The organism is Carboxylicivirga linearis (assembly GCF_018271995.1).
Taxonomy (GTDB): Bacteria; Bacteroidota; Bacteroidia; order Bacteroidales; family Marinilabiliaceae; genus Carboxylicivirga; species Carboxylicivirga linearis.
Map to the genome: position 1 here is coordinate 49,216 of NZ_JAGUCO010000029.1, position 13,872 is coordinate 63,087.

General features: G+C 37.7%; 13 protein-coding genes. 7 read left to right on the top strand and 6 right to left on the bottom strand.

Going from position 1 to position 13,872, the window contains the following annotated elements:
* Window position 1 precedes the first annotated feature (1 nt).
* Both KEM10_RS21130 and KEM10_RS21135 read left to right on the top strand, forming a co-directional pair.
* Complete coding sequence (locus KEM10_RS21130; protein WP_212219378.1) at window positions 2-313, top strand: MTH1187 family thiamine-binding protein; 312 nt, start codon at window positions 2-4, stop codon at window positions 311-313.
* A 47-nt stretch (window positions 314-360) separates the two neighbouring features.
* Window positions 361-1,182: a DUF3108 domain-containing protein gene (locus KEM10_RS21135; RefSeq protein ID WP_244826077.1), complete on the top strand. Its 822-nt coding sequence runs from the start codon at window positions 361-363 to the stop codon at window positions 1,180-1,182.
* Here KEM10_RS21135 and KEM10_RS21140 read toward each other — a convergent pair.
* The 4 genes from KEM10_RS21140 to rnr all read right to left on the bottom strand — a co-directional run bounded on the left by KEM10_RS21140 (window position 1,175) and on the right by rnr (window position 5,871).
* On the bottom strand, window positions 1,175-1,993 hold the full coding sequence (locus tag KEM10_RS21140; RefSeq protein ID WP_212219384.1) for an HAD family hydrolase: 819 nt from the start codon (window positions 1,991-1,993) through the stop codon (window positions 1,175-1,177). The genes KEM10_RS21135 and KEM10_RS21140 overlap by 8 nt on opposite strands.
* A 1-nt stretch (window position 1,994) precedes the next feature.
* Window positions 1,995-2,912: a homoserine O-acetyltransferase MetA gene (metA, locus tag KEM10_RS21145; protein WP_212219387.1), complete on the bottom strand. Its 918-nt coding sequence runs from the start codon at window positions 2,910-2,912 to the stop codon at window positions 1,995-1,997.
* 43 nt (window positions 2,913-2,955) lie between these two features.
* A complete protein-coding gene (locus KEM10_RS21150) occupies window positions 2,956-3,567 on the bottom strand; it encodes a TetR/AcrR family transcriptional regulator (RefSeq protein ID WP_244826079.1) in 612 nt (203 codons plus the stop codon).
* A gap of 150 nt (window positions 3,568-3,717) precedes the next feature.
* Window positions 3,718-5,871: a ribonuclease R gene (gene rnr, locus KEM10_RS21155; protein ID WP_212219390.1), complete on the bottom strand. Its 2,154-nt coding sequence runs from the start codon at window positions 5,869-5,871 to the stop codon at window positions 3,718-3,720.
* Between the two features lie 219 nt (window positions 5,872-6,090).
* Between rnr and KEM10_RS21160 the strand changes: the two genes are divergently transcribed.
* The 4 genes from KEM10_RS21160 to KEM10_RS21175 all read left to right on the top strand — a co-directional run bounded on the left by KEM10_RS21160 (window position 6,091) and on the right by KEM10_RS21175 (window position 10,245).
* A complete protein-coding gene (locus KEM10_RS21160; RefSeq protein WP_212219392.1) occupies window positions 6,091-6,897 on the top strand; it encodes a toxin-antitoxin system YwqK family antitoxin in 807 nt (268 codons plus the stop codon).
* 59 nt (window positions 6,898-6,956) lie between these two features.
* Entirely contained in the window at window positions 6,957-8,429 is a 1,473-nt protein-coding gene (gene cysS / locus KEM10_RS21165; protein WP_212219394.1) for a cysteine--tRNA ligase, read from the top strand.
* A gap of 11 nt (window positions 8,430-8,440) precedes the next feature.
* The gene (locus tag KEM10_RS21170) at window positions 8,441-9,451 is read left to right on the top strand and encodes a M28 family peptidase (RefSeq protein WP_212219397.1); all 1,011 of its coding nucleotides are present in this window, start codon (window positions 8,441-8,443) and stop codon (window positions 9,449-9,451) included.
* A gap of 191 nt (window positions 9,452-9,642) precedes the next feature.
* Window positions 9,643-10,245 carry a ribonuclease HII gene (locus KEM10_RS21175; protein WP_212219400.1) on the top strand — a complete coding sequence of 201 codons (603 nt, stop codon included), beginning with the start codon at window positions 9,643-9,645 and terminating at the stop codon, window positions 10,243-10,245.
* A 3-nt stretch (window positions 10,246-10,248) separates the two neighbouring features.
* On the opposite strand, the gene KEM10_RS25015 is transcribed toward KEM10_RS21175, so the two are convergent.
* Both KEM10_RS25015 and KEM10_RS21185 read right to left on the bottom strand, forming a co-directional pair.
* Window positions 10,249-10,554: an HU family DNA-binding protein gene (locus KEM10_RS25015; protein WP_394369457.1), complete on the bottom strand. Its 306-nt coding sequence runs from the start codon at window positions 10,552-10,554 to the stop codon at window positions 10,249-10,251.
* Window positions 10,555-10,994: 440 nt separating this feature from the next.
* On the bottom strand, window positions 10,995-11,582 hold the full coding sequence (locus KEM10_RS21185; protein WP_212219406.1) for a porin family protein: 588 nt from the start codon (window positions 11,580-11,582) through the stop codon (window positions 10,995-10,997).
* Window positions 11,583-11,843: 261 nt separating this feature from the next.
* On the opposite strand from KEM10_RS21185, the gene KEM10_RS21190 reads away from it, so the two are divergent.
* On the top strand, window positions 11,844-13,727 hold the full coding sequence (locus tag KEM10_RS21190; protein WP_212219409.1) for a tetratricopeptide repeat-containing sensor histidine kinase: 1,884 nt from the start codon (window positions 11,844-11,846) through the stop codon (window positions 13,725-13,727).
* The last annotated feature ends 145 nt before the right edge of the window (window positions 13,728-13,872 follow it).

A 13,872-nucleotide genomic window follows, 5' to 3' on the forward strand; every position in this document is an offset into this window, starting at 1 on the left:
TATGTCAGTAATGCTCAATTTTGCTATGTTTCCTACAGATAAGGGAGATAGCGTTAGTAAGTATGTTAGCAAAGTGATAAAAAATATTGATGCCAGTGGAGTAGAATATAAGCTTAATCCCATGGGAACCACCATCGAAACAGCTACTATGCAAGAGGCATTGGCAATTGTACAACAAAGCTATGATATACTGGAGGAGTTCTCTGATAGAGTGTATTGTTCCATAAATATTGATGCCCGAAAAGGAAAGGATAATCGAATGAAGGGTAAAATCAACTCTATTGAAACTCATATTGGTGAGGTTAAAAAATAGTGGTTTGATTCTTGCTTGTTCACTTCCGATTTTTCAATTAATAAATGATGAATAACTATCTGTCTAGAAGACTTTCGGTATTGTTGTTGGCAATAATTGTGTCGATTGGGCTTAAAGCACAATGCAACGACTATAATTTTAGTTTTCAGGGTGGTGAAGTGGTTAATTATCATGCTTATTACAATTGGGGCTTTATCTGGCTAAATGCAGGTAAGGTTGATTTTATGGTTGATGATGCTAAGTACAATAATAAGCCTGCTTATCACATAAAAGCGCATGGAGCCACTTACAACAATTACGATTTTCTGTTTAAGGTGCGCGATACTTTTGAAGTATATACAGATACTGCCTACCTGGAGCCATTTGAATACAAGAGGGTAACAAACGAAGGTAGTTATCATGCTAATTATAAATATCTTTTCAATAGGCAAAATCGGACTATTTCAGCAGACATACAGAAAGAAGAAAATCCTTTGGAATCAAAAATTATTCCATGGAAGGAGTGTTCTTTTGACTTACTGACCATGGTTTATAAAGCAAGAAATATCGATTATTCACGATATCAGACAAATGAAAAAATTCCAATTAGCATGGTAGTTGATGGAGAAGTTCATGATATTTATATTCGGTACCTGGGTAAAGAGCAGATAAAAACCCGCAATGGACGAAAGTTTAATTGTTTAAAATTTTCACCATTGTTGGTAGAAGGAACCATTTTTAAAAGTGGTGAGGATATGACAGTCTGGGTCACCGATGACTTAAACCGTATACCCATTATAGTTGAAGCAAAAATATTAATAGGCTCTGTTAAGGCTGTTTTTGTTGATGCAGATGGACTACGAAATCCTATAACAGCAGAAATTAAATAGGCTGCCAGCGAAATCTTCTATACCAATCAGCTAAAGGTGAAAGTTGAACATCGTTCAGAAGAATGAATTGTTGCTTGAGCTCATCCGGAGCGTTGTTGACAATATAGGCTGATTGAAAGTGATTGAGCATATCCAGATCGTTGTAGTCGTTGCCAATTACAACCACTTCAGAATCATCAATCTGTAGTTTTTGAGTAATGAATGAAATGCCTTTAGCTTTTGATACATCAGTATGGAAAAACTCCATCCATATACTTTGACCATCAATAGGAGAGGTGGCCCGAATTATTTTAATACCACTAAATTCAGCCTTGATCTCATCAAATAGATCCAAATCGGAAATGAAAGCAATTACCTGCGAATAATCTTCATCCGGTAATTTTTTTTCTTCAGGAATGGCATGTGCCTGATTAAAATCGATGTAACGTTCAAAATCGGGGTGAGGATCAGAACTTACTTTATGGAAAAAAATATGGTTATCGGGGATGGGATGATGGACAGTGTATTCGACATTAAACTGATTTAGCCTGTCAATAACCTCATGTGCATCTGTATAGCCCAGATTAACTGTCTTTAGTAATTCTTTCTTTTTCCAATCGTAAATGCCGGCACCTGAGGAAAAAACCAGGTAGTCTATAGGGAAGTTTTCAGGAATAACCGATAGAGCCGACTGAAAAGTTCTGCCTGTTGCAATTACACGACAAACCTCTTGTTCTCCCAACTCTCCCAAAGCTTCAATGTCTTCAATGTTATAGCCATTGTCTTGGGTGTGAATGGTGCCGTCTAAATCAGTAGCCAGTAATCTGATCATGCTATTGAATTTGATCCAATTGAAAGGGTGTTGCCTGATATACGTAATAGTTCAGCCAGTTGGAATACAACAGGCTGGCATGACTTCTCCATAATACCATTGGTTCGCTTGATGGATCATTATCAGGGAAATAGTTTTTGGGTATGGCCATGTCTAATCCTTTGGCCTTATCTCTCTTGTATTCTTCATTAAGCGTTTGAGCGTCATATTCTGAGTGTCCGGTCACAAAAATCTGACGTCGATCTTTTGACATTACTATATAAACGCCAGCCTCATCTGAAGCAGAAAGCAATGAAAGATTTTTATTAGCTTCTATTTCAGCTAATTTTACTTCGGTGTATCTTGAGTGTGGGGCATGAAAAATATCATTAAATCCACGCATTAGTGGTTCATGTATGTTGTTTACCGTATGTTTAAATACACCAAACATTTTTTTGTCGAGCTTATATTTTTTAATGCCGTGGTGGTAATATAAACCGGCCTGTGCTCCCCAGCAAATATGAAAAGTACTCGTCACATTGTGTTTACTCCATTCCATAATCTCGGTGAGCTCTTCCCAGTAATTAACTTCTTCAAACTCCAGTAATTCAACAGGTGCCCCGGTAATTATCATGCCATCATATTTATCGGATTGTACCTCGCTGAAAACTTTATAGAAAGAAAACAGGTGTTCGCGTGGTGTATTTTTGGAAACGTGACTCGAGGTCATTAAAAAGTCAACTTCTATTTGAAGCGGGCTGTTGGATAATGATCTGAGTAAATGTGTTTCCGTGGCAATTTTTAAAGGCATTAGATTAAGTATCAGTATTTTTAGTGGTCTGATATCCTGATGCAAAGCCTTTGTTTCACCAATGACAAAAACATTCTCATTCTCGAGCACCTCCCTGGCCGGAAGTGCGTCAGGTATTTTTATTGGCATGTGGTTGTTTTGTGTTGGTTATATGGTAATGTTCTTGTATTGCTTATCTTCTTATAAGTCCGAAAAACAAAATATTTAAGGTGTTTTCTATCTGTACTTTAAAATCCTCAAAACTATAATATGAACTTAATAAAGGACCTTCCATTCCTTTTAGGGCAGTGGCAATAGCAACTGCAGCCATAGGAATATTCTTCACCTGAAAAGTGTTGCTGCTTGTACCTTCTTCCAAAATTTTTGTTAGTAAAGCTGCCTCTTGTTTTTCGGTACTTGTTTTTAAACGGCTCAAAAATTCATAATTCGTAAGCATCTCATCTTTCAATGCTTTAATGTAATTGTCTAATTCAAGGATTGTCTCCATACGAGTTATTACATACTGTGTAAATTTCTCGCGAGGCTCCATTTTGGTATTAACAATTTCATTAAGCTTAGAGAATAAATGTTTTTCTTCCGATTCGATTACGGCCTGAAATATCTCTTCCTTATTCTTAAAATAGTAATACAAAGAACTTTTTCCTTTGCGAAGCGCAATGGCGATATCTTCCATTGTGGTTTTTTTATAACCAAACTTGGCAAAAAGTTCTTTAGCTGCTTCAATTATACTTGAACGCATGTTGTCATTTTGGGCACCGGACGGACTACTGCCTAAATTACTCATCATAGAAATATTTAAATTGCTGTACTACAAATGTAACAATAGTTTTTGGCAATGTAAAAATTTACTCATGCTAGTTCAATAATATTACTATAAAAAACACCTCAATATCAATTAGATATAATGGGTCGACTTTTTTGTTCGAAAATAGTATTAGTCGTCAGCTAAGGCAAAATCCAACTGTTTCTTCTCTAAATTGGCACTTGCCACGGTTATGCGAAGAGGATCTCCTAACTGGTAACGACGGTTATTCTTTTGCCCAATCAAACAATATTCCTCCTCATCAAATCGATAATAATCATCATTTAAATCACGAATAGGAATCATTCCTTCACACTTGTTTTCAATTATTTCGACATATAATCCCCATTCTGTAACCCCTGATATTACGCCATCAAATTCTTCTCCCACTTTGTCTTTTAAGAACTCAACCTGTTTGTATTTTATGGATGCACGTTCAGCATCGGCAGCTCGTTGCTCCATATCGGAACTGTGTTCACACATGTCTTCATATTTCTCTTCATTTACAGAATTGCCACCATCGAGGTAACGTTGCAGCAAACGGTGAACCATCATGTCGGGATAACGTCTGATAGGTGAAGTAAAGTGAGTATAGTGTTTGAACGATAAGCCGTAGTGACCAATGTTATGTGTTGAGTAAATGGCCTTGGCCATTGTTCTGACAGCAAGTGTTTCAACAATGTTTTGCTCTTTTTTGCCATGCGCTTCCTGCAGAACGCGATTCAACGACTTATTAATGCTTTCAGCACCTTTGGGCAATGCCTCGTATCCAAAACGTCGAACAAAAGAAGCAAAGGCCTCGAACTTATCCGGGTTAGGAACGTCATGAATCCTATAAACAAAGGTTTTTGGTTTTGATTTACGTTTAGGGTTTAATTCGTTTTTGCCTATCAGCTGTGCCACTCTTTTGTTGGCAAGCAACATAAACTCTTCAATTAATTTATTAGCGTCTTTGGCTTCTTTAAAGTATACACTTTCAGGGTTGCCATTTTCATCAATATTAAATTTAACCTCTACACGATCAAAACTAATAGCCCCTGCCTTAAACCTGTTATCTCTGATTTTTTTAGCCAGTCGGTCAAGAGTTAAGATCTCATCTTTTAAATCACCTTCACCTGTTTCTATTACATTCTGAGCCTCTTCGTATGTAAACCTTCTGTCGGAATAAATAACGGTTCGTCCTACCCAGCTATTGACCATGTTGGCATTATCATCCATTTCAAAAACAACCGAAAAGCATAATTTTTCTTCATTCGGACGAAGAGAACAAATGCCATTGCTCAGGTGCTCGGGTAGCATGGGTACAACCCTGTCAACTAAATAAACAGAAGTTGCTCTTTCGAAAGCTTCTTTCTCAAGTAATGATTTTTCTTGCACATAGTGTGTAACATCAGCAATGTGAACTCCTACTTCCCAATTGCCGTTCTTGAGTTTTTGCACCGAAAGGGCATCATCAAAGTCTTTGGCATCTGCCGGGTCAATGGTAAAGGTGGTAATATCTCTGAAATCTCTTCTGTTCTTGATTTCTTCGGGAGTGATGCCTGCATCAATGGTTTCGGCTTCGGCATTTACTTCCTCCGGATATTTGTATGGAAGATTGAATTCAGCTAAAATAGCATGCATCTCCGCATTATTGTCGCCAACATCTCCCAGTACATCAATGATTTCACCAATTGGATTTTTAGCTCTTTCAGGCCATTCAATGATACGAGCAACCGCTTTTTGACCGTCTTTTACTCCTTTTAATCCTTTGGTAGGTATAAAAATATCGTTTTGCATTACCCGGTCATCCACCACCAAAAAGGCTAGCCCACGGGCAATCTGCATTACACCCACGAAATGATCGCGCTTACGTTCCAATATCTCAATCACTTCGCCTTCTGGTTGTTTGTGCTTACGGCGTGCACTTTTAAATATTTTAACGCGATCGCCATTCAGTGCCTTGTTCATAGCATTGCGCGGAATAAATACATCTTCCTCGCTTCCATCATCCGGAACGATAAAGGCTGCTCCGGAAGCTGTCATATCAACAATGCCCGTCACTGTTGATCCGCGACTTAATAGTTTATATTTTCCTGGTACTGTTTCTGTAAGGTATCCCGACTCGAATAGTTCATTAAGTATAATCTGAACTCTTTGCTTGTCTGTTTTCTTTTTAACTTCTAATAGTGCAGCAACCTGCTTATAATTGAATGTGCGCTTAGGCTGATTAAAAAATAAGCCTTGAATTAACTGACGTAAATCCGTTTTGCGTGATGGTTTTTTCTTTTTTTTCTTCTGACCCATATAAGTATTTTGTAAGGGTGTTTTTTAAAATTAACGGCAATTTAAGCTTTGTTGTTCTGAATTCTGGCATTCGGTATGAAAATATTTGAACATTAAAGTTTTTTTAATCTTTCTTCATGTAATATTTCGATAACCTTTCGTGGTGTATTCCGTATTAATTAGCTGTAATCGCTTATTATACTCTTAAACAAGCGCTAACATTTTTTGAAAAAAGAGACCATGAAATATATATCGATTCTTATTCTGACTTTTATGACTTTGTCTGTGTTTGGGCAAGATTATAAGATATATAAGGGTGATACAATCAACAGGTTGGATAATTATAATCGGAAACAGGGCCTTTGGTTAAAGTTCGACGATACCTATGATGATGTTATTGAGCAAGGTGAGTATACCAATAATCATAAACAAGGTATTTGGATTAGTTATTACCCTGATGGGAAAAAGAAAAATGAGATTACTTATAAAAATGGGAAAGCCATTGGTAAGGCTCGTTTCTTCTATTCCGATGGCACACTATCTGAAGAAGGATATTGGGATGTTGATCATTGGGAAGGAGAATATAAATTCTACCATAAATCAGGTCAGTTGGCTTATGATTGGAATTATGATACATTGGGCAGACGTACCGGTACTCAAAAATATTATCACGAAAACGGTGAGTTAAAGTACGAAGGTGACTGGGATGAAGGCAAGACCCGAGGTACTTTAAAGATGTTTAGTGAAAGCGGCCAGTTAATAAGTGAACGAATTTACGATGAGGATGGTAAGTTTGCTTCAAATGTTGAACATCAGCCAGAGGTGGTGAAGGAAGAACCGGAAAAGCATCATGAAGAATTCATTGGAACGGGCATGCATACCATTTATAATATGGAGGGAAGGCCCGAGAAAAAAGGATTTTTTGTTAGAGGAAAGCTTTTTAACGGAGAATTATTTGAATACAATGAAACTGGGGAGCTGCTGTATATCGAATATTATCAAAATGGTGAATTAAAACGAACAGAGGCCGTAAAAAATCCCGGATAACTAAGCAATAATTTGTATTTTAGCAGCTTGATATTTTAAGAAGAGATCTGAATACAAGCATGGAGAACAAATTATTCATTTATAATTCGCTTACACGTAATAAAGAAGAGTTCATTCCTATTAATCCCAGGCATGTTGGTTTATATGTTTGTGGACCTACAGTGTACGGCGATCCTCATTTAGGGCATTCTCGCCCGGCAATTACCTACGATATTTTATTTCGTTACCTTACTCATATTGGCTATAAAGTTCGCTATGTGCGTAATATAACTGATGTTGGGCATCTGGAAAATGATGCTGATGTAGGAGAAGATAAAATTGCCAAGAAAGCTCGTTTGGAGGAATTGGAACCCATGGAGATAGTGCAGTTTTATACCGATCGCTATCATCAGTATATGGATGAACTAAATGTTCGCAAGCCAAGTATTGAGCCACGTGCTTCCGGTCATATTATTGAGCAGCTGAAGATGGTGGAAGATATTCTTGACAAAGGATACGCCTACGAAAGCAATGGGTCTGTATATTTTGATGTGGACAGATACAACAAAGAGTATAAATACGGTCGTTTGTCGGGGCGTAATATAGAAGATATGCTTAGTACCACTCGCGATTTGGATGGGCAGTCGGAAAAGCGGAAGTCATACGATTTTGCTTTATGGAAGAAGGCTGCACCAGAACATATCATGCGTTGGCCATCGCAGTATAGTGATGGATTTCCGGGGTGGCATTTAGAGTGTTCTGCCATGAGTGCTAAATACCTGGGCGAAGAGTTTGATATTCATGGAGGAGGAATGGATTTGTTGTTCCCTCATCACGAGTGTGAAATTGCGCAAAGCACCATTGCTCACGGTCATACACCGGCGCGTTACTGGATGCATAATAACATGATTACCATCAACGGACAGAAGATGGGTAAGTCGTTGGGAAATTTTATAACATTAGAGCAATTCTTTACCGGAGAGCACGATCTTTTGGATCAGGCATACAGCCCAATGACTATACGTTTCTTTATAATGCAGGCGCATTATCGAAGTACACTGGATTTCTCTAATGAAGCTCTTCAGGCAGCCGAAAAAGGAATGGATCGTTTGCTGGATGGATGTGCGAAAATGGATAAAATCAAGGCCGGCAGTCAATCCGATTTTGATGTGGCTGAGCTCAGTGTTAAGTGTTATACTGCCATCAGTGATGATTTGAATACACCTATTTTAATTGCACATTTGTTTGAAGGTGTGAAATGGATTAACACTTTGTTGGATGGTAAAGCATCATTAAAAGAAGAAGATCTTTCAGCTTTAAAACAGTTAATGAATGCCATGGTATTCGATATTCTTGGCTTGAAAGAAAGTCAGGCACAAGGTGGAGGCAATGATGCCCTGTTGAACGAAACTGTGGATCTGCTTCTTAATCTTCGTGTGGATGCTAAGGCAAATAAAGACTGGGCAACGGCCGATAAAATTCGTAATGAGTTACAAGCCCTGGGTATTGTAATAAAAGATACGAAAGACGGATTTGAGTGGGAAATAAAATAATCTAACCAAGAATGACAAATCAATTTAAAATATGGGCAGGAGGGGCATTAGTTACCAGCCTGCTTTTTTTTGCATGTGGCTCGCCCAAAGGAGGAAATAGTACTTCAACGAGCACAACCAACGAGGTAAACAGAGTAGCAACACCAAGTTTTAACGCCGATTCGGCCTATGCCTATGTTGATCGCCAGGTGGCTTTTGGTCCACGTGTGCCTAATACCCCGGAACATAAAGCTTGTGCTGAATATCTGGCATCTGAAATGAAGCGTTTTGGGGCTGATGTGATTGTTCAGGAAGCTGAAGTAAAAGCTTTTGATAATACCGTTCTGGAGGCTAAAAACATCATTGCTCAGTTTAATCCAGAAATGAATAACCGCTTATTGCTTTTTGCGCATTGGGATTCTCGTCCTTTTGCCGATCATGATAAGGATGTTAGTAAAAGGGATTTGCCGATAGATGGAGCCAATGATGGAGCCAGCGGTGTGGGTGTCTTGATGGAGATAGCCCGTCAGATTGGTAAAAAAGGTCATCACCTGGGAATAGATATTATCTTTTTCGATGCCGAAGATTATGGTCAGCCCGATCATCGTGATTTAGCACACAAAGAAGATACATGGTGTCTGGGATCGCAATATTGGGGAAAATTCCCACATAAAGAAGATTATTATGCTCGTTATGGTATTCTGCTTGATATGGTGGGTGCCAAAGATGCCTTTTTCTATCAAGAAGGGTTTTCATTACAGTATGCTCCCGACTTGGTTAAACAAATCTGGAATACTGCAGCAGATTTAGGGTATGGCAACCATTTTGTATTTGACAAAGGTGGATACATTACTGATGATCATATATACGTGAATAAGTATCGAAGAATACCATGTGTTGATATTATTCAGTTTAATCCTTCTTCGAATAGCAGTTTTGGCGATTACTGGCATACGCATAACGATGACATGAGTAATGTTGATAAGAATACTCTTAAGGCAGTAGGTCAAACAGTGCTGGAGGTAATTTATCGCGAAAAGTAAGAAGTGTGATGTAATGACGTGGGGATGTTAGTTATGTAGAAGCTGGGAAAAGCTGGGGAAGCTTGTTGAATCATATGCTAGTCGTGCAGCGACGTTTGTAATAGGATAGTACGTAAGTGCTATCAGAATAAAAAAAATAAAGGATAAAGCCCGGAGGGCTGTCTGTGTAAAGCATTAGCAAATAAAAAAAGGTGGCAGAATTATTACCCTATATAGATGCAGCGCGTGTAGAAGTCGGATGTGATGAAGCCGGAAGAGGATGTTTGGCAGGACCGGTTGTGGCTGGTGCCGTTATCTTACCAAAGGATTTTAGACATGAGTTGTTAAATGATTCCAAACAATTAACCGAGAAACAACGCCAGAAATTACGCCCCATTATTGAGCAGGAAGCATTGGCATGGGCGGTAGCCTATGTGCATCATAACGAGATTGATGAGATAAATATTTTAAATGCATCCTTTCTGGCTATGCATAGGGCTGTGGAACAATTAAAACAAACGCCTGAACACTTGTTGATTGATGGTAATCGTTTTAAACCGTATGATGGTATTGCGCATACCTGTGTTGTGAAAGGAGATGGAAAATACTTGCCTATTGCTGCTGCCAGTATATTGGCTAAAACCCATCGTGATGAGTATATGGAACAGATGCATGAAAAATACCCGGTTTATGCCTGGGATAAGAATAAAGGATATCCAACCAAAGTGCATCGCGCCGGTATTAAAGAGCATGGTCCGTCACCCATTCATCGTCGATCGTTCCGTTTATTAGATGAACAACTCAGCCTGTTTTAAAGGCTAATAATTACTTTCATCCTTCGATTCTTCGAATTTTGGGGAAAGTAATTTCCTTTTTAGTTTGGTACTGGGCCTGAATTGAACTTTAAGGTTTTTAATACAACTGCCATTCACTTTATCAGGTGAATCTTTGCTGTCGCTCGAAAAATGCAAACTAAATATTCCCAACGATTGTAAATTAATCGAACTCAGGCTGTATGAATAGCCACGGGTGGAACCCGTGGAATATAAACGTATTATAAAGGAACCCCAAAGTGGGTTCAACTGTTGATTTGCATTACTATTTAAAACCTGAGATTGAAACAAAATAGATGTGCATCCGCTTTGCTATTGTTCGTAAAACCTTGCTGCATGATGCACAAAACCAACCTGCCTTTAGAAAGGCTCCCTGCAATTTGCAGGACCATAATCTATGCTTAGAATAGTGTGCTGTAATAATGCACGAAGGTTTTCAAAGCACTAAAAGATTTGCTGTAGAAATGCAGCATGGTTTGCAGCTGCCGGCAAGGCTTGATACAATGATGCAGCATGGTATAAAAGGCTCAGACACAAAAATCTAATGAAGTAATTGATTAGATTGCGTAACTAAAGGCTATGCCGATGGCTCTGTTCTGAGCTTCGTTGGTAGCTGCAGTTTCAATAACTTGTTTAAGCAGATTGGGGGGGGATATGATAATTGTTGCATTACCGGAGTGCAAAAAAAAACCGGCACTTGGCCGGTTTTTAATATCTTAATAAGGGTTTGATTAGAATGCGTAGCTAACAGCTAAAGATATAACACTGTTTTTTCCATCAGCGTCATCATAATCAGCTACATTAGATAATCCAAGTCCATAACGTAAGTCAATACCAATTCCAGACTCTAGGTCATAACCTAATCCAAGGTTTAACCCTAAATCAAGACCTTTAAATTCGTCTTTCACATCAACATCAAAACTCTCGCCACCTGCTTCTAGTTTAGATTTTGCAGATAGTAAAAATCCAATTTGAGGTCCAGCCTGAATATTGAATCCACCGCCAGCATAGTATTTAAACATTAATGGGATATTTAAATAATCCATTTTTAAAGTCCCATCAAAGTCAACTCCTTCTTCGGTATATGAAGCTTTAGCCCCTTGTCCTGAATAAAGAAGTTCTGGCTGGAAAGCAAATGTTTCAGAAAGACTGAATTTTGCAAAACCACCAAATAAAATGGAGGTTCTCATATCCATATCTTCGAAATCATCTCCAGTACCATTAGCAAAGTTGACACCTGCTTTAACACCAAATGTAGTTTGAGCAAAAGAGCTCATCGAAATTGCCAAAACAGCAACAATAAATAATAACTTTTTCATGATTGTTTTAGATTATAATTAAAAAGTGAATACGAATATATAATAATTTTAGTAAGTATTGTGTTAATTTATGATTAGTTATAGGTTTAAAAATTTAAACAGCTCTTCAATTTATTTTAAATATTATTCTTGGAAGAGCCTGAATTCGTAGATAATTATTGATTATTAGAATAGGGAAGTATTAATAGGATTGTTAAAGCAATTCAAAAAGATTGCTATTTTTGAGGTACATTTCAATATATAAACAACCTAACCTAAAAAATGAAGGTAAAGAAGCTTTATAATTACTCCACAATATCTTTTTTGTTTTTATTGTTCTCCCTTTCAATAAAGGCTAATGAGGCAGAATTGCCTGCAGAGGTTGATTCAATGGTGCAAAAGGCAATTGAAATCATTGGTCTGGCAGATGAAAATCCGGATAGCTGTTTAATGATAAGTAAGGAATTATTAAAGAATTCGTTGTCAACAGATGTTCGGGCCAATGCTTTTTTAAATGAAGCCATTGGGGAATCATATTATTACCTTCAGGAATTTGATTCAGCCAAAGTATGTTATCAAAACGCTTTACAGGGTTATATAGCTATTGGAGACCTTAAGAATCAGGCAACAGCCTATAATAATATTGGATTAATAAATTACTTTCAAGGTAAGTATGCATTAGCACTTGAGAATTACAATTCATCGCTTGAGATTGAAAAGGAGCTGAAGAATGAGCCGGGTGTAGCGCGTTCACATCATAATATAGGAATGGTTTATGGGCGATGGGAAAGATATGATCAACAGTTTGAGCATTATCATTTGGCTCTTGAGTTGTATGAAAAATTTGATGATCAGGAGAGTATTGCAGGATTAAGTAATAATATGGGTATAACATACGCTGCTTTGCATCACTATGATAAGGCCTTAGAAAACTATAGAAAGGCTTATTTTGCCTATAAGAAGTTAGGCAATAAAGATCGCATGGCCGCTGTATCGAGTAACCTGGGGTGCTTGTTTGTTTATCAGGGTGAGAATCAGAGGGCCATTGAGTATTTTAACGAGGCAATTGAATACTTCAAAGTATCTGGTGATGTGATGTCTTTAGTATCTACTTATTCAAGTACCGGTGATGCGTATCGCGAAGTTGGTGATTTTAAAAAAGCAATAAGTTACTACGAACTGGCTGAAGAAACGAATAAAGATTTGGAACTATTGTCTTTGCGCAAGGATAACTACTACTCGCTTTATCTGGTTTATAAAGATATGGGTGATTATGAAAAATCACTGCAAGCCTATGAGTATTTTAATGATGTAACAGATTCGATTTTTACGGCAGAGAAATATGAGCGATTATTAGATCTTGAAAAGAAATATCATTCTGAAAAGAGTGAAAAAGAGCTGTTAGAACTCAAAGCAAAAGAACAAAAGCAAAAGTTATGGCTGTGGGGCTTATCCATCTTTTTTATATTTAGTGCTATTTTGGTGCTGATAGGGCTTTATATTTTGAAAATAAAAGAGAAACAGCAAAGGCAAATTATGGAGCATAAGGTGCTTCGTACTCAAATGAATCCTCATTTTATCTTTAACTCTCTTTCGGCTCTACAGTGTTTTATTATTGAGGGAAGTCAGGAGGCGGCGATTGATTTTGTTGCTGATTTTTCATCTTTGATGAGGTTGGTTTTGCAATATGCTAAAGAAGAGAGTATCACCTTAAAGAAAGAAAAAGAGATATTAGAAAAGTATATGAGTCTTCAGAACAGACGCTTTGAGAATAAAATCCAATTTTCGTTAGAGATAGATGAAACGCTGCATGTTGAAAAGGTGATGGTGCCTCCAATGTTGGCACAGCCATTTGTAGAGAATGCCATTGAGCATGGTGGTTTGGATATGAAAGGAGATGGTTTTATCAAAGTGATGATTACGAAGGATGGAAATAAACTGGCTATTTCTGTTGAAGATAATGGAATTGGAATTAAAAAAGCGCAGCAGAAGAAGAAACTGATCACTCATAAATCAATAGCGATGCAATTGACCAAAGAGCGACTTCGTTTGTTGCAGGAACAAAGAGGTAAGAAGTTAGAAGCAATGGAAATTGAGGATCTCTCAGATTATGATTTATCAGGCACTCGTATTGCTTTTCGTATTCCTTACATGGAGATTAGTTAATAACCTGAGTTCGACGTAAAATTTTGAACTCAGAACGCTTGCAAATAGTGAGTTTCAAGTGTATATTGACGAAAGAATAGCGGGCTATTTTGAGTCGATTGCACGAAGAAAATTGCTGTTTGTAAGTGGAAATTAGCAAGCTTTG

Coding starts and splice junctions, on each gene's coding strand:
- KEM10_RS21130 (WP_212219378.1), top strand. CDS start 2: ATGTCAGTAATGCTCAATTTTGCTATGTTTCCTACAGATAAGGGAGAT.
- KEM10_RS21135 (WP_244826077.1), top strand. CDS start 361: ATGAATAACTATCTGTCTAGAAGACTTTCGGTATTGTTGTTGGCAATA.
- KEM10_RS21140 (WP_212219384.1), bottom strand. CDS start 1,993: ATGATCAGATTACTGGCTACTGATTTAGACGGCACCATTCACACCCAA.
- metA (WP_212219387.1), bottom strand. CDS start 2,912: ATGCCAATAAAAATACCTGACGCACTTCCGGCCAGGGAGGTGCTCGAG.
- KEM10_RS21150 (WP_244826079.1), bottom strand. CDS start 3,567: ATGAGTAATTTAGGCAGTAGTCCGTCCGGTGCCCAAAATGACAACATG.
- rnr (WP_212219390.1), bottom strand. CDS start 5,871: ATGGGTCAGAAGAAAAAAAAGAAAAAACCATCACGCAAAACGGATTTA.
- KEM10_RS21160 (WP_212219392.1), top strand. CDS start 6,091: ATGAAATATATATCGATTCTTATTCTGACTTTTATGACTTTGTCTGTG.
- cysS (WP_212219394.1), top strand. CDS start 6,957: ATGGAGAACAAATTATTCATTTATAATTCGCTTACACGTAATAAAGAA.
- KEM10_RS21170 (WP_212219397.1), top strand. CDS start 8,441: ATGACAAATCAATTTAAAATATGGGCAGGAGGGGCATTAGTTACCAGC.
- KEM10_RS21185 (WP_212219406.1), bottom strand. CDS start 11,582: ATGAAAAAGTTATTATTTATTGTTGCTGTTTTGGCAATTTCGATGAGC.
- KEM10_RS21190 (WP_212219409.1), top strand. CDS start 11,844: ATGAAGGTAAAGAAGCTTTATAATTACTCCACAATATCTTTTTTGTTT.